19 protein-coding genes are annotated in these 19082 nt (G+C 65.8%); 7 read left to right on the top strand and 12 right to left on the bottom strand.

All coding sequences use genetic code 11. The features are described 5' to 3' along the window. Window positions 1–166 precede the first annotated feature (166 nt). Complete coding sequence (locus BTO20_RS10900) at window positions 167–772, bottom strand: TetR/AcrR family transcriptional regulator (RefSeq protein ID WP_087075756.1); 606 nt, start codon at window positions 770–772, stop codon at window positions 167–169. A 186-nt stretch (window positions 773–958) separates the two neighbouring features. Here BTO20_RS10900 and BTO20_RS10895 point away from each other — a divergent pair, with 186 nt between their 5' ends. From BTO20_RS10895 to BTO20_RS10885, 3 genes are all read left to right on the top strand, one after another. Further along, window positions 959–2251, top strand: coding sequence for a cytochrome P450 (locus BTO20_RS10895; protein ID WP_087075754.1), 1293 nt, complete (start codon window positions 959–961; stop codon window positions 2249–2251). 146 nt (window positions 2252–2397) lie between these two features. Then, window positions 2398–2868 (top strand): hypothetical protein, encoded by a 471-nt coding sequence (locus BTO20_RS10890; protein WP_087081928.1) that lies wholly within the window; start codon window positions 2398–2400, stop codon window positions 2866–2868. A 2-nt stretch (window positions 2869–2870) separates the two neighbouring features. Continuing rightward, entirely contained in the window at window positions 2871–3287 is a 417-nt protein-coding gene (locus tag BTO20_RS10885) for a hypothetical protein (RefSeq protein ID WP_087075752.1), read from the top strand. A 10-nt stretch (window positions 3288–3297) separates the two neighbouring features. Here the strand turns inward: BTO20_RS10885 and BTO20_RS10880 are convergent, their stop codons facing one another. Further along, window positions 3298–3684 carry a hypothetical protein gene (locus tag BTO20_RS10880; protein WP_408632167.1) on the bottom strand — a complete coding sequence of 129 codons (387 nt, stop codon included), beginning with the start codon at window positions 3682–3684 and terminating at the stop codon, window positions 3298–3300. A gap of 149 nt (window positions 3685–3833) precedes the next feature. On the opposite strand from BTO20_RS10880, the gene BTO20_RS10875 reads away from it, so the two are divergent. Next, window positions 3834–4343 (top strand): Rv2253/PknI dimerization domain-containing protein, encoded by a 510-nt coding sequence (locus tag BTO20_RS10875; RefSeq protein ID WP_087075748.1) that lies wholly within the window; start codon window positions 3834–3836, stop codon window positions 4341–4343. A 24-nt stretch (window positions 4344–4367) separates the two neighbouring features. Here the strand turns inward: BTO20_RS10875 and BTO20_RS10870 are convergent, their stop codons facing one another. The 10 genes from BTO20_RS10870 to BTO20_RS10825 all read right to left on the bottom strand — a co-directional run bounded on the left by BTO20_RS10870 (window position 4368) and on the right by BTO20_RS10825 (window position 16977). Then, on the bottom strand, window positions 4368–6095 hold the full coding sequence (locus BTO20_RS10870) for an MCE family protein (RefSeq protein WP_087075746.1): 1728 nt from the start codon (window positions 6093–6095) through the stop codon (window positions 4368–4370). Next, window positions 6095–7408 carry an MCE family protein gene (locus BTO20_RS10865; RefSeq protein ID WP_087075744.1) on the bottom strand — a complete coding sequence of 438 codons (1314 nt, stop codon included), beginning with the start codon at window positions 7406–7408 and terminating at the stop codon, window positions 6095–6097. Before BTO20_RS10865 ends, BTO20_RS10870 begins: the two co-directional genes overlap by 1 nt. Further along, window positions 7405–8880, bottom strand: coding sequence for an MCE family protein (locus tag BTO20_RS10860; RefSeq protein WP_087075742.1), 1476 nt, complete (start codon window positions 8878–8880; stop codon window positions 7405–7407). Before BTO20_RS10860 ends, BTO20_RS10865 begins: the two co-directional genes overlap by 4 nt. Then, window positions 8880–9962 (bottom strand): MCE family protein, encoded by a 1083-nt coding sequence (locus BTO20_RS10855; RefSeq protein WP_087081926.1) that lies wholly within the window; start codon window positions 9960–9962, stop codon window positions 8880–8882. Before BTO20_RS10855 ends, BTO20_RS10860 begins: the two co-directional genes overlap by 1 nt. Next, complete coding sequence (locus tag BTO20_RS10850; protein ID WP_087075740.1) at window positions 9962–10987, bottom strand: MCE family protein; 1026 nt, start codon at window positions 10985–10987, stop codon at window positions 9962–9964. Before BTO20_RS10850 ends, BTO20_RS10855 begins: the two co-directional genes overlap by 1 nt. Further along, on the bottom strand, window positions 10984–12261 hold the full coding sequence (locus tag BTO20_RS10845) for an MCE family protein (RefSeq protein ID WP_087075738.1): 1278 nt from the start codon (window positions 12259–12261) through the stop codon (window positions 10984–10986). Before BTO20_RS10845 ends, BTO20_RS10850 begins: the two co-directional genes overlap by 4 nt. 9 nt (window positions 12262–12270) lie before the next feature. Further along, window positions 12271–13128: an MlaE family ABC transporter permease gene (locus BTO20_RS10840; protein WP_087075736.1), complete on the bottom strand. Its 858-nt coding sequence runs from the start codon at window positions 13126–13128 to the stop codon at window positions 12271–12273. Between the two features lie 16 nt (window positions 13129–13144). Next, window positions 13145–13942 (bottom strand): MlaE family ABC transporter permease, encoded by a 798-nt coding sequence (locus BTO20_RS10835; protein ID WP_083163724.1) that lies wholly within the window; start codon window positions 13940–13942, stop codon window positions 13145–13147. A gap of 357 nt (window positions 13943–14299) precedes the next feature. Continuing rightward, the gene (locus BTO20_RS10830) at window positions 14300–15508 is read right to left on the bottom strand and encodes a CaiB/BaiF CoA transferase family protein (RefSeq protein ID WP_087075734.1); all 1209 of its coding nucleotides are present in this window, start codon (window positions 15506–15508) and stop codon (window positions 14300–14302) included. After that, window positions 15505–16977 carry an aldehyde dehydrogenase family protein gene (locus BTO20_RS10825; RefSeq protein ID WP_087081922.1) on the bottom strand — a complete coding sequence of 491 codons (1473 nt, stop codon included), beginning with the start codon at window positions 16975–16977 and terminating at the stop codon, window positions 15505–15507. The genes BTO20_RS10830 and BTO20_RS10825 overlap by 4 nt, the downstream gene beginning before the upstream one ends. A 266-nt stretch (window positions 16978–17243) precedes the next feature. On the opposite strand from BTO20_RS10825, the gene BTO20_RS10820 reads away from it, so the two are divergent. From BTO20_RS10820 to BTO20_RS10810, 3 genes are read left to right on the top strand one after another with little or no spacing between them, the layout of a single operon-like run. Beyond that, window positions 17244–17945: an SDR family NAD(P)-dependent oxidoreductase gene (locus BTO20_RS10820; protein WP_087075732.1), complete on the top strand. Its 702-nt coding sequence runs from the start codon at window positions 17244–17246 to the stop codon at window positions 17943–17945. A 17-nt stretch (window positions 17946–17962) separates the two neighbouring features. Continuing rightward, the gene (locus BTO20_RS10815) at window positions 17963–18835 is read left to right on the top strand and encodes a mycofactocin-coupled SDR family oxidoreductase (protein WP_087075731.1); all 873 of its coding nucleotides are present in this window, start codon (window positions 17963–17965) and stop codon (window positions 18833–18835) included. 28 nt (window positions 18836–18863) lie between these two features. Continuing rightward, complete coding sequence (locus BTO20_RS10810) at window positions 18864–19058, top strand: ferredoxin (RefSeq protein WP_087075728.1); 195 nt, start codon at window positions 18864–18866, stop codon at window positions 19056–19058. The last annotated feature ends 24 nt before the right edge of the window (window positions 19059–19082 follow it).

Genomic DNA, 19082 nt, shown 5'->3' with positions numbered 1-19082 from the left:
ACCGAACTAGCCGATCGGCTACTTTGGCGACGGTAGCCGCACGGCTAGCCGACGTCAACGGGCCCGAGCACACCTGCGCGCAAAAGATGTGCTCGGATGCGGAAATGACGTTCTATGATTTGTAAATGATGTTTCCAGGCATACGAGCGCCGATCGGGTGGTGACGTCAGGCGGACGCCTCGACCGGCTGCGGCTCGCCCTCCAGGCGCCGCAGCCAGCCCTCACAGAACTCGATCACCTCGTCATGACCCGAGGACATCCCGAGCGCCTGCTCCATGACCATCACCCGGGAGACGCTGGTCGCGAAGATGGTCCAGACGATGGGCGGGACCTCGGAGACGTCGACACCGTAGCGGTGCAGCGCGGCCGTCATCGCTTTGGTCTGCTCCTCCCGGAACCGCTCGGCATAGTGCGCGATCTCTGTCCGCAGCGCCTTGCGGTGATTGGCCAGACCCATGATCTCCATCGTGAGACGAGTGGCCGCGGGGTCCGTGCCGAACCGCCACAAGGCCCACAACGGCTGAGCGGAATCCAGCGCGCGCGCCTGCTCGACCAGGCCCTCCTCGGCGCGTCTGCGGAACACCGCCAGGAACAGATCGTCCATCGTCCGGAAGTAGTAGTGCACCAACTGCGGCTTGAGCCCGGCCTTGTCGGCCACCCGGCGCGAGGTCACCGCGGCGTAGCCCCCTTCGACCATCAGCTGTTCGGCAGCCTCCAGCAGCACGATGCGGTTCTTCGCGTCCGGCGCCCCGATCCTCCGCGCCGATGCCATGCCAGGCTCCTTTCCCACCACACAAAACGGCACGCAAATCGTAACCGCGCCGCGCCGAGTGATCTTGACCACGACTCTACCGCCATGCTAAGCAAGTGCTCAGCACTTTTGGCCCTTTTCGTCGCGCGGCCCAGCCTGCCGCGAAACCATCAGCGCGCACATTGATTTCGGGAGGTAGCGCACACCATGGCCGATTCACCGACGACCGACTTCGACACGGTCGACTACTTCACCGACCAATCTCTGGTGCCCGACCCGCATCCATACTTCGATCACCTGCGCAGCAAATGCCCCGTCGTCCGCGAGCCCCACTACGGCGTCCTTGCCGTCACGAGCTTCGACGAGGCGACCACGGTCCTCAAAGACACCGACACCTTCTCGTCGTGCATCGCGGTCGGCGGACCGTTTCCGCCACTGCCGTTCACGCCCGAAGGCGAGGACATCACCGACCAGATCGAGGCCCACCGCTCTCAGCTGCCGATGTTCGAGCACATGGTCACCATGGACCCGCCGCAGCACACCCATGCGCGCTCGCTGCTCAACCGACTGCTGACGCCGCGCCGGCTCAAGGAGAACGAGGACTTCATGTGGCGGCTCGCCGATGAGTGCCTCGACGATTTCCTGGCCGACGGGCGCTGCGAGTTCCTGTCCGCCTACGCCAAGCCGTTCTCCCTGTTGGTGATCGCCGACCTGCTCGGCGTGCCGGAGTCGGACCACGACGAATTCCGCCACGTGCTCGGTGCGCCGCGCCCGGGTGCCATCGTCGGCTCACTCGACGGCGATCAGCTCGCGATGAACCCACTGGCCTGGCTCGACGAGAAGTTCGTCGGGTACCTGCAAGATCGGCGGGAGAACCCGCGTGACGACGTGCTGACGGCGCTGGCCACCGCGAAATACCCGGACGGGTCGACGCCGGAGGTCATCGACGTCGTCCGCTCGGCGACCTTCTTGTTCGCCGCAGGCCAGGAGACCACGACAAAGCTGCTGTCGGCCTCACTGCGGGTGTTGGGTGACCGCCCGGATGTGCAGGCCGCACTGCGCCAGGACCGCAGCCGCATCCCGACGTTCGTCGAGGAGGCGTTGCGCATGGACGCACCGGTCAAGAGCCAGTTCCGGCTCGCCAAGAAGCACACCGAACTGGGCGGGGTCGACGTGCCGGCCGGCACCACGCTGATGGTGTGCCCCGGTGCGGTCAATCGTGATCCGGTGCGGTTCGAGGATCCGCACACGTTCAGCCTTGACCGCAAGAACGTCCGTGAGCACATCGCCTTCGGCCGTGGCGTGCACAGCTGCCCGGGTGGTCCGCTGGCCCGCGTCGAGGGTCGCGTCTCCCTCGAGCGGATCCTCGACCGGATGAGCGAGATCACCATCGACGAGGAGCACCACGGCCCCGCCGACGATCGTCGCTACACCTATGAGCCGACCTTCATCCTGCGCGGGCTCACCGCACTGAACATCCGGTTCACCCCGGTCCGCTGATGGTCCGGCGACGCGGATCTGTACTGCTATTCTCATTTGCGAGAATAACGATCTCGAACGACGAAGACGAGATTCCCGGTTTCGGGCCGCCGAGGCGGGGTCTCGTTCTATAGTCACTGAGCAGCGCCGGACGCGTGGAGGAGCCTGTGAAGTCACGTTCGTCGACCACCGTGGCGGCCGCCGCACTGGGTGTTGCGGTGGCGGTCGTGCTGGCTCCCCCAGCCTCGGCGATGTACTACGGCAACTACATGCTCAACATGCCGGATCGGCGGGACTTCCACACCTGGATCTGGTCGGCCTTGGCGCCGTGCCAGACGCTGGGCGCCCCGGACAGGTACAGCTGCATCAGCGTCGTCACGACTCCGCAGCCGGTCGCCAAGGCCGCGTATTCACATGTTGAGGCCAATCTGGCGGACGGGCGCTACACCATGCTCGTCGACGACCCGTTCGGATTACGTTGCGGGGACATCTATTACGGGCCCACGATCCCCACCCACGATGTCTACACCTGGGACGCAAACACTCTTGCCGGCGAGATGGTGTCGACCTTCGACGCCGGGTGCGACGGCGCGCCGGGCGGGACACTGACCTATCCGTTCACCCTGACCAGGATGTGACGATGCGCGCGACATTGGCCGTGACCACAGCGCTCGCCCTCGCGGTGGGCACCGGCGCGGCGCCGGCGTCGGCCGACGACGATCCGGTGCTGCACCAGGTCCGATACACCGTGACCGCGAATGCCCCGTTCTACGCCCACATCTACTACCGCGACACCGATCCGCCGACGTGGTCGGACTACAGCCACAATCCCTATGAGTTCAGCCCGCGCGCCGAGGCCGATCTCGCGCCGAACCAGCCCTGGGTGTTCGACGCGATGCTCGCCGACCCTGATCTGTGGGCGATGGTGCTGGTGCAAAGCGGCGAGTCACCAAATACGCCCGCGCCCGGCTTCAATTGTGAACTGGCCGTGGACGGTACGGTCGTCAAGACCAGTAGCGGCCCCAAGGGCGTGCTCTGCTCGATTCGCAACTGGTGACCCGAGGCGGCTAAGCGTCGCCGCGCCGCCAACGCGAATCACCGTTCATCGGAACACAAGTCAGGAACAGGCCGTCGGGCGCCTGTGCCACCTGATCCATCTCGGTCGTGCAGAGGCTGCCCTCGTCACGAATACCGGCCATCGGCGGCGACCGGAACCACCGCGGGTCATACCGGCGCGGCGAGCCGCAGAACAGCAACCGGCCCCATCCGTTGCGACCGTCGACACCGAAGACGTAATAGGACGTGTTCCCGCACGGCGCCCCAAGCTCGGCATTCCCGTCGATACCGGGTACACAGAAGGCGTCGTTGCAGGTCTGCGGCCCCGCATTCGCCTGCGGCGCAGCCATTGTTGCGGCGACAATTGCCGAAGCGGCCGCGATCACGGTCACACGCACGTATCTACCCTCGCACAGGTGGAAATGAAGCTCTCAGTTTCCGAGAATATTACTACGCATCGCCTCTGACGATCAGCGATTGACGTGGCGTCGATAGTGTTATTCTCGCTGATTGAGAACGTGACTTCCACTGCCAAAGGAGTGGCTCCATGTCGGCGTCGAAGGTAAGCGCGACCGCGGCAGTGGTGGCCGTGACAGCATGGGTCGGCCTGAGCGGGGCCGCACCGGCCGGCGCATCGGACGAATGGGGCATCAACGGCACGTTCGCCACATCGGCCAACGGAGACTGGGCCAAGATCAACGAGCGCTACGAGAACCAGCCTTCGGTACGGAGCACCTGGACCGTGAGCACGTCGTGCACATCGCCCACCGACTGCGCGGGCACGGTCAGCAGCGACGAGGGCTGGACCGCGCCCATCTACACCACGAATGGCCTGTGGTACGTCAAACGCGTTGTGCCCCAGTGGCGGTTCTGCGCCGACGGCACACCCATCGAGGGTCTGGAGACCCACAAGCTGTATCCCGTCGGTGCCGACGCGCACGTGGACCTGGCATCCACCGAGTACACCGGGGAGAGCATCACCGTGGGCGCCAGCGGCTCGTGCGGCCGCAACCAGTGGCCGGTGATCCGGATGCCGTTCTACATGAAAAGGCTCTGACGGCACAAAGCGCTCGGCCACTGATCAATTGGGCATGAGGTCCTGCCACGACTTCGGCGTCGTGGCGAGGTTGGCCTGCTGGTACAGCTTGCCGTCGCTGCCCATGTACTGACCGGTGCGCGGGTCGTACTTGGCGATCGCCACCGACGGCCCCGATGAGCTGCCGTGGTACGCGCTCGGCGCTGCGGCCGGTGTGCCGCCGTCCGGTTCCGGCCCGGGCAACGCGGGTCCGTGCGGCACCGGGACCTCGGAGGCCTCTGGACGCTGCGCGGGAGCCAGCGGAACCGCATTCGGGTCGGGCACAGGTGGCGCAGGTTGCCCGGGCACCGGGGGCTCGGTGTAGATCGGCTGACCGGGCAACAACGGACCCGGAGGCATGCCGGGGAAGCTGGCCGGCGGCTGCGGCTGCGGCGCGGCGCCGGGAGGCGGCGCGGCAACCCCGGGCGGCAATGGCGTGCCTCCCAGCGGGCCGAAGATGTTGTTGTCGGGCAACACCCGCTGATCCAGCGGAATACCCTGCGATATCAGGTTCGGGTCGATCGGATACGGGCCGAGCGCGTGTTGCCGCTGCGCAAGGGGCTGGAATCCCCTTGGATCGTCACATAATTCGACGGTCGGCGCCCGTTTGCCCGGATGCCCCATGCACGGGTAGTTACGTGCGCCGCGCACACCGATCGGAGAATCCTGCGGCAGCTTGCAATAGATGTTGTCCGGGGTGTCGATCACCGAGGTGTCCGACGGTGACCGCCATGCCGACGGCGGAAGGAATCCGACGGTACAGGCCGGGGGGTCGCCGAGACCCAGTGAGAAGTCGCCGTTGGGCAGACCCGTTGGATTGTTGGTCGGCGCATAGGTCTGTATCTGGGCGACGTATGGCGGCAGCAGCACCAGGATCTGCTCGAGCGACGGGTTGTAGGTCACCGCGATCTGACCGAAGGTGGACAGGTTCGCCAACAGCACCGGCAGTGTCGGTTTGATCTGCTGCAGCAATTGCGATGTCTCGCTGGCGAATCCCGGCCCGTTGCGCAGGATCGACCGGAACTGCGGGTCATTGTTGGAAACCTGATCGGTGACGCCGGCCAGGCTCGCCGCCCACGTCCGGATCGAATCGGTGGTCTGTGCTTGCGCGTCGAGGAATGGACCGGAGTCGTCGATCAACGTGCGCGTGTGGTCCGACACCGCGTTGGAGTCGCGGGTGATGGTCGACGCCGAATCCAGCAGCGAGCCGAAGTCGTATCCGGTGCCATTGAAGGCGTTGAAGGACTCATCGAGCAATTGGCTCAGTTTGTCCTTGGGAATGGTGTCCACCAGAGCGCTGAGCTGATCCAGCATCGGGCCGACCTGCTGCGGAATCGTGGTGTCGGACATGGCGACAACCGATCCGTCCTGAAGGTAGGGCGGTGAGTCCGTGCGCGGCAGCAGGTCGATGTACTGCTCCCCCACCGCCGACATGCTGCGGACCTGCGCCTGCAGATCGGCGGGCACCTTCGGCGACCGGTCCAGCGACAACGTCGCCACCGCACCCTTGTCGGTCAGATCGACCGACGTGACCTTGCCGATCTGGGAGCCACGGTAGGTGACGTTGCTGAACTGATAGAGCCCCCCGGTGGCCGGCAACTCCACCTTGACGGTGATCCGGCCGAGGCCCACCAGCGTCGGCACCTGCATGTAGGCGAACAGCATCACCGCGACCCCCACGATCGAGGCAACCGTGAAGAGGACCAGCTGGGTCCGGACGAAACGTGTGAGCATCAGTGCCCCCCATAAGGTCCGGCGAATATCGGAGCCGGTGTACCCGGTGCCGGCGCCGCGTCCGGAGCCGGGGCGCCGGGGATCGGCAGCGGCGCAGGCGGCGCCACCGGCAGGATCGGTCCGGTCGCGGCAGGCGGCGGTGGTGGCGGTGCTTCGCCGGGCGGCGGGGCGTCCGGCGCCGGCGGGAAGGCCCCCGGCGGTGGCGGATTCACGCCGGTCTTGAGCGGATCGTAGGTGTAGTTCAGATATTGCGGATCACCCGGCGCCGGAACCAGTCCCGCATCCTCCTGCGCCCAGCGCGTGCCCAGCATCAAGGTGTGCTTCAGCCGCGGGACGGTGAGGTCGATGGTGGCGAACAGGTTGTAGTAGTCGCCGCGGATGGCCCGGTCCATGAAGCTCTGGGTGAACGGGAAGTGCACCGCGTATTCCAGGACCGCCGCGAGGTCGGGGCCGACATCGGCCAGCGCTTTGAACGCCGGTTCCATGTTCTTCAGATTCGCGACCAGGTCGGCCTGCGAATCGTTGACGAACCGGTTCGCGGTGTCGCTGAACGTCCCCAGTTTCTGCAGTGCCGTCGTCAGCCGGGGCCGTTCCCTGATCAGTACGTCGAGGGCCGGTGGAATCTTGTCCAACGCCCGGGTGATGACGTCGCGCTGACCGGCGAACGTCGTCGCCAGCCTGTTGAGCCCCTGGATGCTCGCGACGATGTTGTCCCGCTGGGCATCCAGGGTGCCGACGAACGTGTCGAGCCGCGTGATCAGAGAACGGATGTCGCCCTCCCGTCCGTTCAGCGCGGCACTGAAGTTGTGGATGACATCGCCGACCTGTCCGAGCCCGCCGCCGTTGACCACCGCTGCGAGCGACCCCAGAGTCTGCTCGGTGGTCGGATAGGTCGACGAGTCGTTCAACGGAATGGTCGCGCCCGCTGGAAGTTTGCCTTCCGGCGGTTGACCCACAGGCGGATTGATGGCCAGGTGCATCGAGCCCAGCAGGCTGGTCTGCCCGATGCTGGCGATGGCGTTGGCAGGTACCACCGTGCCCGGCTGCACCGAGAACTCGACATCGGCATGCCAGTCCCGGACCCCGAGCGAGCGCACGCTGCCCACCACGACGTCGTTCATCATGACCGGTGAGTTCGGTTCCAGCGTCGCCACATTCGCGATCTCGACGTGATAGACGGTGGCTTCGGAGCCACGTCCGACCGCGCCTGGCAACGGCAGCGAGTTCACTCCCTGGAAGGCGCAGCCGCTCGCGGTCAACGCGACGCACGACCCGACGGCGATCGCCAGCCGCACCGGTTTTGGCCTGCTCATGCTGGTGGCGTCCCTTCTGCCGGTTGCGGCGCTTCGGCAGGCAACGGCGTTCCCGCCGGCGGGTTTTCGGGGCCCGGCGCCGGCCCCGTCGCGGCACCGTCCGCGGGGCCTGCCGGGGTGAGCATGTCCCGCACGGAGGACGGCACATTGGGCTGCTCGACAGGACGCCCTTCGGGCAGCATCTGCTGCGCGCCGGGCGGCGGCGTCCCTGGTGGCCGGCCCGTATACGGTGCCGGCGGAGGCGGACCCGGGTTGTACGCCGAGAGCGTCGGCGGAACCTCCGGCGCGGTGGGCGCCCCGCCTTCGCCGCCGGGTGCCAGACCTGGCTCGGAGTAGAGGATGTTCGCGGGGTTGGCCGACGGCATCAGGTAGGGCGCGATCGGGAACGGCAGGTAGTTGAAGTTCAGCAGCCGCAGGGCCGGTCCCATGTACTGCGAGCACAGTTTCGCGGTCTCGGGCGCAGTGGTGTTCTCGATGGCTCCGATTGCGCCGCAGATGAACTGGACCGGGTTGGAGAAGTTGTTCAGCACGAACTGGCCCACCGCGCTGCCGGTGTCCGGGTTGTAGATGTTGTAGCCGTTGATGAACGCGTTCGGCGCGATGTGCAGGATGTTCTCTACGTCGATCTTGTGATCGACGAGGTTCTGCGTCACGTTGGCCAATCGCTGGACCTGCTCGGAGGTCTGGTTGCGGGTGCCCGCGACGAACCGCTCCACCTCGACGACCGCGACCGACAGGTTCTTCAGGGCCGCGTCCAGGTCGGACCGACTGCCGTCGATGACGCTGGTGAGCGTGGCCAACCGGTTCTGGAACGACACCACCTGCTCGTTGCTGTCCCGCAATGCGGTGACGAAGGTCTGCAGGTTCTTGATGATGTCGACGATGTTGCCGCTGCCTTCGGCCAGGATGCGAGCGACACCGGAGAGCTGAGTTATGGTCTGGCGCAACTTGTCTCCGTTGCCGTCCATCGCGTTGGCGGCGCTGTCGATGAAGCGGGACACCGAGGTGCCGTCGACACCGCTCTTCGGACCCAGGTCCGTGGCCAGCCGCATGAGCTGTTCTTTGACCTGGTCCCATTCCACGGGCACCGCGGTGTGGTCCAGGCCGATCACCGCGTTGTCGGGCAGCGTCGGGCCGCTCGACCGGTAGGCCGGTGCCAGTTGCACGTACCGCGCCGCGACCAGGTTCTGCGCGACGATCACGGCCTTGGCATCGGCAGGCACCGGCACGTCGCGGTTCACCTTGAGCGTCAGCCTGGTTTGCGTGCCCTCGGGTGCGATGGACGCGATCGTGCCCACCTTGACTCCCGATACCCGCACGTCGTCGCCCGGGTAGATACCGGTTGCCGACGTGAACAACGCCGATATCGTCTTCGGGGCGAAATACAGCTGGCGGACCAGGAATCCGGCGCCGACGACGAGCAACGCCACCAGCGCCACCGCCAGCAACTTTGCCATCCGGTTTCGGTTCATCAGCGCGACCCCCCGGGAATCCCGTTGTACGGCAAGGGAAGCTCGGCGCGAGGCCCGGCGTTGTCGGGCGGCTGCCCGGCATTGACGCCGCGGCGGAAGCCGAATGCGTAGTCCAGGAACGGCTGCAGGATCTGCGCGGGGTTGAGGTTGGGCACGTAGGCGTTGTAATACGGCCCGTTGGCCAGGGTTTCGCCCTGCGACAGCATGAACTTCTTGATGTTGGGCAGCGCCTTGGCGATGTTGTCCCGGTTGTTCTCCAGCACCGTGGTCACCCGGTTGAGCCGCTCCAATGTCGGCGCCAGTTGTGCCTCGTTGTCGGCCACCAACCCACTGAGTTGTTGGGACACCGCAGCGGTATTGGCGAGCAGGTCCACGATGGCTTCGCGACGTTCGTTGAGGACGCCCACCAGGTCGTTGGCGTTGAGGATCAGGGTGTTGAGCTGATCGCTGCGCTGCGCCAGCACGGTGGTGACGTCGCCGGCACTCTTGAGCAGTGTGGACAGGCTCTCGTTGCGGCTGTTGATCGAACGCGACAAGCGGCTCAGGCCGTCAAAGGTCGGACCGAGCCGGGGAGCCAGTTGGTCGATGGTCGCCGAGAGGGTGTCCAGCGACTGGTTCAGCGATGCCGTATCGGTGCCTGCCGAATTGGTCGTCAGATCACTGACGGCATCGGTGAGGGAGTACGGCGAGGACGTGCGTGACGTCGGGATCACGTCGGTGGTGCGCAGCGTCCCGCTGCCGTCGGACTCCAGGGTCAGCACTCGCTCGCCCAGCAGCGAGCCGGTGCGGATGTGCGCTGTGGTGAGCGAGCCCAACGGATACTTGCCGTCGGTGGTGAAGGTGACCAGGGCATCGCCGTTGCGCAGCGACACATCGGTGACCTTGCCGACCTTGATGCCCGACAACGTGACGTCGTTGCCGACTGCGATACCGCCGGCCTCGGTGAACAACGCCTGATGACGCAACGACGTGGCCCACTGCATCAGCCTTTCCGGCTGCAGACCGACCGCGATGACGAGAATGATCAGCACAGTGCCGATGAAGCCGGCCTTGACGAGATTTGATTCGCGGTATTTCAGCATCAGGGCTCCCCGCACCTTCCGCCTTCTTGTTTGATCATGGGGAACACCGCGGTGCGGCCCTGCAGATCGGTCACCCGGAGCGAGATTCCGCAGATGTAGTACATGATCCAGCTGCCGTACGATCCGAGCCGCGCAAGCTTGCGGTAGTTGTCGGGAGCTTTCTGCAACCCGCTGTCGAGCGTCGCCTTCTGGTCGTCGAGCAGAGTGGCCACCCGGTTGAGCTGCTCGACGCTGCCTTTCAGCGGCGGGCGGGCCTGGGTGAGCAGGCTCGCGATCGACGCAGTCCCGTTGTCCAGGGACGTTATGGCGGTGCCGATCGGATCACGGTCCTGCGAGAGCCCACTGACCAACTGCTCGAGCCGGTCGATCGTGGTGGAGAACTTGCCGCCGTCCTTACCCAGCGTACCGACGACGGTGTTGAGGTTGTCGATCAACTGCTGGATCACCTGATCGTTGTCCGCCAACGTATTCGAGAACGACGAGGTCCGGTTCATCAGCGAGTCGAGCGAATCGCCCTGGCCCTGCAGGATTTGGATCAACGACGAGGTCAGCGCGTTGACGTCCTGGGGGTTGAGACCCTGGATCACCGGGCGCAGCCCGCCCAGCAGCAGGTCGAGGTCGAGCGCGCTGGCGGTGCGGTCCTTCGGGATCTGCGATCCGGCCGGCAGCAGCTTGGTGGACCCGGGACTGTCCATCAGCTCCAGGTAGCGGTCGCCGACCAGGTTGAGGTACCGCACCGCGGCCTTGGTTCCCGTGGTCAGCGCGATGTTGCGGTCGGCTTCGAAATCGACGCGGACCGACCGGTCCGGCTGCAGTGAAACGTCTTTCACCGTTCCCACCCGGACACCCGCGACCCGCACGGTGTCACCGGCCTTCAGCCGCGATGCGTCGCCGAACACGGCGGAAAAGGTGTTGTAGGAGCCGCCGCGGTACTGCGAGAACGTCATGAACAGGAACGCCGTGAGGACCGCCATCACCACGGCGAAGACGGCGAACTTGATGAAAGTGCTTCTGCCGCGCGTCATCCCGGCTGTCCGATCTGTGCGGTGTTACGCGGTGGCCCGTCCAGCGGGCCGAACAGGATCTGTTTGAGGCCGTCGGAGTTGAGCAGGATCCCCTGGTTTCCGTACTGCCAGGGATTGGCGTTGGTGTCGGTGACGAGGTACTTCGCCCTGTTGCCGAATCCGATGTAGGGCAACCCCATGCAGTTCGGGCCGCCCTTGGCCGCCACCTTGGGCAGGTTCTGCGGGTACCGGTACCGCTCGATACCGAGCGTGAACGCCACGTTGACCAGCACACCGGGATCCATCTGGGGCGGCTGCAACCGCATGAAGTTCATGCCTTCGAGCGCGCAATTGAGGCTGGGCGCGTACTTGTTGAGCAGATCGGTCGTCGGCACCAGCAGGTGCAGCACATCGGTCAGCGCGGGGCGATTGGCGCCGACGACGTCGTTGCCGACGTCGGCCAAGCCGATCGAGCTCACCAGGAACGCATCGAGATTCGTCTGCTCGTCGACGATGCTGTCGCTGATGCGGTTCGTGTTGTCGACAGTGCGCACAAGGTTCGGCGCGGCATCGCCGTAGGCATTGGCCACCGGGGCCATCGACTCGATGTCATGGGAGAGGTTGGGCAGGCTGGGTTCCAGCTTGGCCAGCAGCGCCTCGAAGTCCGTCAGCGTCTGCCCCATCTGTTTGCCCCGGCCACCGAAAGCCCCCGACATGGCACCGAGGGTTTCGTTGAGCTTGGCCGGGTCGATCTTGTCCAGCACGCGCGTGAGTTGTTGGAACACCGTATTGATCTCGACCGTGACATGCTGGCCCTGCAGCACCTGACCCGGACGCAGGGTGTCGGTGGACGGGTTCGGCGGCACGACCAGTTGCACGTACTTGGCGCCGAACACTGTGGTGGAGGCGATGTCCGCCTGGACATCCTGCGGGATGAGGCGCAGCTGCGAAGGATCCATCGCCAGGTGCAGCACAGCTTTGCCGTCGGACCGATAGTCGATCGAGGCGACCTTTCCGACCTGCACGCCGCGCATCTTGACCTTGGCGTCTGGGTTCATCACGAGCCCGGCCCGGTCCGAGATCAGGGTGATCGGCTCGGTCGTGGTGAAGCTCCCCCGGAACATGCCGATGGCCACGAGCACCACCAGGCCCAGCGCGACCACGGTGGCCAGACCGGCCAGCGGGCGGACCTGGCCGCCCACGCCGAAGCTGCGTCCGGGACGCGCCGCCACCGGCGTTGCCGCACTGGTGGTTTCGGACCGGTGCGCCGGGCCCGGGCCGATGTTCTGTGTCAACTCTTCTCCCTATCCCGACAGGTTGAAGTTGCCGTTGGAGCCGTAGATGGCCAGTGAGATCAGCAGCGTCACCGACACCACGACGATCAGCGAGGTACGCACCGCGTTGCCCACGGCGACGCCGACACCCGACGGGCCGCCGCTGGCGAAGTATCCGAAATAGGTGTGGATCAGCAGGATCGTGATGGCCATCAGGATCGCCTGGAGAAACGACCACAGCAGGTCGATCGGATTCAGGAAGGTGTAGAAGTAGTGGTCGTACAGGCCGCCTGACTGGCCGAGCAACACCACCGTGGTGAACTGGGATGCCAAGAACGACAAGATCACCGCGATCGAGTACAGCGGGGTGATGGCGACCATGCCTGCCACGATGCGCGTCGAGACCAGGTATTCCACGGGCCGGATCGCCATCGACTCCAACGCGTCGATCTCCTCGTTGATCCGCATCGCGCCCAACTGCGCGGTGACCCCGGCACCGAAGGTGGCCGCCAACCCGATACCTGCGACCACGGGGGCGGCGATGCGCACGTTGATGAACGCGGCGAGGAATCCGGTGAGTGCTTCGATGCCGATGTTGCCCAACGACGAGTAGCCCTGGATGGCCAGCGTCCCGCCGGTGGCCAGGGTGAGGAACCCGACGATCACCACCGTGCCGCCGATCATCGCCAATGTGCCCGCACCCATGGAGATCTCGGCGATCAGCCGGATCACCTCATGGCGGTAGTGCAACGCCGCGTGCGGGGTACCGGCAATGGCCTTGACGTAGAACAACGTGTGATCGCCGATGCGCCCCAACAGCGATACGGGCTTGTTCATCTGGCGGGTCAACCGCGGATAGGTGCTCCGCAGGATCGTCAGCGTTCCCATGGCGTCCCTGCCCGCCTCAGTGCGCCGTCATGCGGATACCGATGGCGGTGACCACCACGTTGATGACGAACAAGGCCATGAAGGCATACACCACTGTCTCGTTGACCGCGTTCCCCACCGCCTTGGCGCCACCGCCGGTGATCGTCAACCCGCGGTAGCAGGCGACCAGTCCGGCGATCAACCCGAACAGCGCGGCCTTGACGCACGAGATGATCACTTCGGGCACACCGGTCAACAGGGTGATCCCGGCCGCGAACGCACCGGGGTTGACGTCCTGGATGAACACCGAAAACGTGTAGCCGCCCAGGATTCCGATGATGACAACCAGGCTGTTGAGCAGCAGCGCCACCAGACCGGAGGCCAGAATCCGCGGGGTCACCAACCGTTGCACCGGATTGATCCCGAGCACCTCCATGGCGTCGATCTCTTCCCGGATCGTCCGCGATCCCAGGTCGGCACACATGGCCGTGGCGCCGGCACCGGCGACGATCAACACCGTGACCATCGGCCCGATCTGGGTCACCGCGCCGAACGCCGCACCGGCGCCGGACAGGTCGGCGGCACCGAGCTCACGCAACAGGATGTTCAGGGTGAAACTCACCAGGACCGTGAACGGGATTGCCACCAACAGCGTGGGAGCCATCGACACGCGGGTGATGAACCAGCACTGCTCCAGGAATTCACGGCCCTGAAACGGCCGGCGGAACGTGAATCGGATCGCGTCCAGCGACATCGAGAACAATGCTCCGACCGCCTGCATCGGGCCGGCCAGGCTGCGGCCCAGCGATATGCCCGACGACCATCTATCTGCCATGTGCCCTCCGGTCCCGGATCGCCACTGCCGACATCACGGTCGGGCCGCCGGCATTGTGTGACAAGCCGATTCGCGCACCGTTGGGTGGGGCAGCGACGAACTCGCCTGTCCCCCAACGGATATTTCCAACACGCGCGCGCCGATCGGCACTCCCCGTGGCGGTGCCGACAAGCACCGGACGCGCGCGTCGTTCACATCGGATCACCTGAGTCTCCCCACTTGCGACGGTGATACCGGACAAACTCGCTTACTCGACCGCAACCAAAGGGCCGATGCTATCGGACTATGCCGGTGCCGCACGGGTAAACACGGCAGGTGGCTCCCGATGGACGCGAGACGAGGCATGGTGTCCGCCGCTCAGGTGACGGCGCCGGCCGTCTTGAGCTCGATGATGCGATCCCAGTCCAGCCCGAGTTCGACGAGGATGTCGTCGGTCTGCTCGGCGAATCCGGGCGCCGGCCCCGTGCTGGGTGCGGCGACGTCGAACTGCACCGGGTTCGCTACGAGCTCGAGTTCACCGGCCTGTACCAGGTACTCGTTGGCCCGGATCTGCGCATCCTGCGCGGCCTGCAACGTGTCCTGCACCGGAGCCCACGGCCCGGCCAGGGTCGCGAAGCGCTCGCTCCACTCCGGAAGGGTCCGCTTCTTCATTGCCTCGCTGAGGATCTCGACGGCAGCCGGGGTGTTCTCGGCGAACGATTCGGGCGTCGCGAATCGGGGATCGTCGAGATAGCGCTCGAGGTCCATGTGCCGGCACACGTCGGCCCAGAACTTCGTCGGCTGCATCATCACGAACGAGATGTAGCGGTCGTCCGCGGTCGCGTAGAGCCCCACCAGGGGGTTGATCGGCGAGCCGTGCACGCCCGGAGGTGGTTGCACCATGAGCTGATTGAGATGGCCGGTGAGCGCGAACGTGTGGCCCATGGACCACAGTCCGCTACCGAGCAGCGAGACGTCCACGATCGACGGCTCGCCGGTGCGTTCCCGTTTGAGCAGCGCCGCCGCGATACCGCCGGCCAGGTTGGTGCCCGAGATGGTGTCGCCATATGCCGGGCCGGGCGGGCCGATCATGCCGTCGATCCCGGGCGGGGTGATGGTCGCCGCGGTACCGGCCCGACACCAGAAAGCGGTCATGTCGTAACCGCCTTTCACCGACTCCTCACCGCGGGGCCCCAGTGCGCTGCCGCGCGCGTAGATGATGTTCGGGTTCACCGCGCGGATGTCGTCGACATCGATGCCGAACTTCTGGCGGTGCCCGGGCAGAAAGCTGGTGAGGAACACATCGGCCCGGCGCGCCAGTTCCAGCAGAACCTCACGACCTTCTGGCACCGACATGTCCAGCCCGATGCTGCGTTTGCCCCGGTTGGCGTGTTCGATGTTGGGGTTCGGGTCGCCCTCCACGCGCAGCGGCCCGGTCTGGCGCAGCCCGCGCTGCGGATCACCGGTGACGGCGTGTTCGACCTTGATGACGTCGGCGCCCCACTCGCCGAGCACCGCACCGGCCGACGGCACGAAGCCGTACATGGCGACCTCGAGGACCCGGATGCCGTCCAGCGGGCCGGTCATGACACCACCGTCGCAAACGTCTTGGACTCCAAGAACTCCTCGAGCCCGGCCCGGCCCATCTCCCGGCCGATTCCGGATTGTTTGAATCCGCCGAACGGACTGTCGGGGCTGAAGTAGTTGCCGCCGTTGATCGAGAACGTCCCGGTGCGGATGCGACGCGCCACAGCGAGGGCGCGCTCTTCACTGCCGAACACCGCTCCGGACAATCCGTAGATCGAATTGTTGGCGATGCGCACTGCGTCGTCGTCGTCTTCGTAGGCGATCACGGCAAGGACGGGGCCGAAGACTTCGTCCTGCGCGATCTCGCTGTCGGGATCGACATCAGCCAGCAGGGTCGGGGTGTAGAAGAAGCCGGGGTCCACCTTCTCTCCACCGGTCACCAGCGTCGCCCCACCCGCGACGGCGCGCTGGACCATGCCGTCGACCTTGTCGCGCTGCTTCTCGCTGATCAGCGGTCCCATGTAGGTCTTCGGGTCGGTCGGATCTCCGAAGCGCACCAAGCCGAAGTTGTTCTTGATCAGCTCGACGATCTCGTCGCGGTGTTTGGCGGGCACCAGCAGGCGTGAGGTCAGCGCACAGCCCTGACCGGCATGGGTCACCATGCTGAATGCGGAAAACAGTGCGGCGGTGTTGAAGTCGGCGTCGTCGAGGATGATCGCGGCCGACTTGCCGCCGAGTTCGAGGAACACTTTCTTGAGCGTGGCGCTTGCGGCGGCCATGATGGCCCGCCCGGTGGGCGTCGAACCGGTGAAGGTGACCATGTCGACGGCCGGGTCGGTGGTGAGCACTGCGCCCACCGCCGGATCGGCGCCGCTGATGACGTTGACGACACCGGCCGGAATGTCGGTGTGCGCGGCGATCAGCTCGCCGAGCGCCAATGTGATCAGTGGGGTGTCCGGGGCGGCTTTGAGCACGACCGTGCAGCCGGCGGCCAGTGCGGGAGCCAGCTTGGCCAGCGCCAGCTGATTGGGATAGTTGTAGGCGATGATGGCCGCCACCACGCCCGCGGCTTCTTTTTCCACCCACCGGTGGTGCTGCATGCCGCGGCTGGAGATATTGCCGAGGTCCTCGGTCAGCGGGTAGGACTCCAGGAGCTCGGCGTAGTACCGGACGATGTCGATCGGCTGGTCGAGTTGAGCACCGGCGCACAGCGCGGCGGTCGCGCCCACCTCTGCGGTGGTGAGGGCGGCGAGTTCGTCCCGGTGCTCGATCAGGGCTTCATGGAACTGGTGCAGGCAGCGCACGCGCAACGCGGTATCGGTCGCCCACTGTGTGGTGTCGAAGGCCTCCCGCGCGGCGGCGACGGCGGCTTCCGCATCGGCGACGGTGGCGTCGGGCGCGTACCCCAACACCTCGCCGGTCGCGGGGTTGACGGAAGGAAACGTCCGCGGCGTCTCGCGCAGTTCACCGCCGATCAACATCTTCCGGTCGGCCTGCTTGGTATCCGTGATCGTGGGCGTTTCCTGCATCATCCTCCTCGCCGATTTACAGACTGTGATGGAAACTTCATTCTCATCACCGGCGAATCATACATTCGCTTCATGAGAACTCAAGCGAAAGCTAGATTGGCTAGTCATGGCACGTGGCGGCCCAGGTCGCGCCATCCGCGACCGCCCCCTGCCGACCACACAGACCTTGCGATGTGCACAATGACGAGAGTACGGTTCTCATAATCGGAAGGAAGATTCTTGAAGTCTGATAAACGTGCGGCCGACCCGGCGCGAGGGGTACAGCTGTGAAGAATGCCGTCGTCACCGGCGGAGGCTCCGGTATCGGCGCGGCGATCGTCGCGCGCCTGCGGGCCGACGGACTCAACGTCGCCATCCTCGACCTGCAGCCGTCCGACGACGAGTTCGCCCATGTCGCCGACGTGACGGACCGCGCCGCGGTCGACACTGCGCTCAACGCTGTGCGCGCACAGCTCGGCCCGATCTCGGTGCTCGTCAACGCGGCCGGGCTGGACTGTTTCAAGCGGTTCACCGAGGTGTCCTTCGACCGCTGGCAGCGCGTCATCGACGTCAATCTCAACGGCGTCTTCCACTGCATCCAGGCGGTATTACCGGAGATGATCGACGCCGGCTGGGGCCGCATCGTCAACATCTCGTCGTCCAGCACCCACTCCGGCGCGCCCTATATGGCGCCGTATGTCGCCGCGAAGTCGGCGGTCAACGGCCTCACCAAGACCCTGGCCCTGGAATACGGGCCGGCAGGTATCACGGTCAACGCGGTGCCACCGGGCTTCATCGACACCCCGATGCTGCGCGCCGCGGCCGGCAAGGGTTACCTCGGCGATATCGAGAAGACCATCGAAGCCACGCCGGTGCGGCGGATCGGCAGGCCCGAGGATATCGCCGCGGCGTGCGCTTTCCTGGTCTCCGAGGAGGCCGGCTACATCACCGGGCAGATCCTCGGCGTCAACGGCGGCCGCAACACTTAACGAAAGGACTACGAGCAGTGGGTAATTCAGAAGGTCGAGTCGCCGGCAAGGTTGCCTTCGTCACCGGCGCCGCGCGCGGGCAGGGACGCAGCCACGCGGTCCGGCTGGCCGAAGAGGGCGCCGACATCATCGCAGTCGATCTCTGCCGCAACATCGACTCGATCGGGTATCCGTTGGCGACGCCCGAGGACCTCGAGGAGACCGCCCGCTTCGTCGAGAAGGCCGGCGGCCGCATCGTGACCGCACAGGCCGACGTTCGGGTGGCCGACCAACTCAAGGACGCGTTGGAGGCCGGCCTCACCGAACTCGGCAAGGTCGACATCGTGGTCGCCCAGGCCGGCGTCGCCGGGATGAAGGGCAATCCGCCGCTGCAGGCCTGGACCGACGTCATCAACACCAACCTGGTCGGCACCATCAACGCGATCCAGGTGGCGCTGCCGCACCTGACCGAGGGCGCCTCGATCGTCGCGACCGCGTCGGCCGCCGCGCTGATGGACGCGCACAACAAGCCGAACCCGGGCGCCGACCCCGGCGGCATGGCGTACATGACCTCCAAACGCCTGCTGTCGCAGTACGTTCACGACGTCGCCACCGAACTCGCGCCGCGCGGAATCCGGGCCAACGTCATCCACCCGACCAACTGCAACACCAACATGCTGCAGAGCGAACCGATGTACCGGTCCTTCCGCCCCGACCTCGAGCACCCGACGCAGGCCGATGCCGAACCGGTGTTCTACGTCCAGCAGGCCATGAAGGTGCCCTGGATCGAGCCGGTCGACATCAGCAACGCCGTGCTGTGGCTCGCCTCCGATGAAGCCCGGTACGTCACCGGCATGCAGCTGCGTGTCGACGCGGGCGGCTACCTCAAGTGGTACGACTATCACGTGTGAGCGGATTGACTCGAAAGGGGTTGGCGTAGTGAAGGTTTCGGTCGATGCTGGTCGCTGCCAGGGCCACACCCTGTGCTCGATGATCGCGCCCGACTCGTTCGAACTCGACGATGTGGACGGTCACGCGTCCCCGGTGTCGGAAGTGGTACCGGCCGACCGGCAGGACGCGGTCCGCGAGGCCGCGCACTCCTGCCCCGAGCAGGCCATCGTCATCGAGGATTGACGACGACCCGAATACCAAAGGGAG

Source organism: Mycobacterium dioxanotrophicus, assembly GCF_002157835.1.
Lineage (GTDB): Bacteria > Actinomycetota > Actinomycetes > Mycobacteriales > Mycobacteriaceae > Mycobacterium > Mycobacterium dioxanotrophicus.
Note: the sequence above shows the minus strand (reverse complement) of the source record. Positions and strands in the feature narration are given on the sequence as shown.

Bases quoted from the DNA above. Each gene is read 5' to 3' on its own strand.
- BTO20_RS10900 (WP_087075756.1), bottom strand. From the start codon at position 772: ATGGCATCGGCGCGGAGGATCGGGGCGCCGGACGCGAAGAACCGCATC.
- BTO20_RS10895 (WP_087075754.1), top strand. From the start codon at position 959: ATGGCCGATTCACCGACGACCGACTTCGACACGGTCGACTACTTCACC.
- BTO20_RS10885 (WP_087075752.1), top strand. From the start codon at position 2,871: ATGCGCGCGACATTGGCCGTGACCACAGCGCTCGCCCTCGCGGTGGGC.
- BTO20_RS10875 (WP_087075748.1), top strand. From the start codon at position 3,834: ATGTCGGCGTCGAAGGTAAGCGCGACCGCGGCAGTGGTGGCCGTGACA.
- BTO20_RS10870 (WP_087075746.1), bottom strand. From the start codon at position 6,095: ATGCTCACACGTTTCGTCCGGACCCAGCTGGTCCTCTTCACGGTTGCC.
- BTO20_RS10865 (WP_087075744.1), bottom strand. From the start codon at position 7,408: ATGAGCAGGCCAAAACCGGTGCGGCTGGCGATCGCCGTCGGGTCGTGC.
- BTO20_RS10860 (WP_087075742.1), bottom strand. From the start codon at position 8,880: ATGAACCGAAACCGGATGGCAAAGTTGCTGGCGGTGGCGCTGGTGGCG.
- BTO20_RS10855 (WP_087081926.1), bottom strand. From the start codon at position 9,962: ATGCTGAAATACCGCGAATCAAATCTCGTCAAGGCCGGCTTCATCGGC.
- BTO20_RS10850 (WP_087075740.1), bottom strand. From the start codon at position 10,987: ATGACGCGCGGCAGAAGCACTTTCATCAAGTTCGCCGTCTTCGCCGTG.
- BTO20_RS10840 (WP_087075736.1), bottom strand. From the start codon at position 13,128: ATGGGAACGCTGACGATCCTGCGGAGCACCTATCCGCGGTTGACCCGC.
- BTO20_RS10835 (WP_083163724.1), bottom strand. From the start codon at position 13,942: ATGGCAGATAGATGGTCGTCGGGCATATCGCTGGGCCGCAGCCTGGCC.
- BTO20_RS10830 (WP_087075734.1), bottom strand. From the start codon at position 15,508: ATGACCGGCCCGCTGGACGGCATCCGGGTCCTCGAGGTCGCCATGTAC.
- BTO20_RS10825 (WP_087081922.1), bottom strand. From the start codon at position 16,977: ATGCAGGAAACGCCCACGATCACGGATACCAAGCAGGCCGACCGGAAG.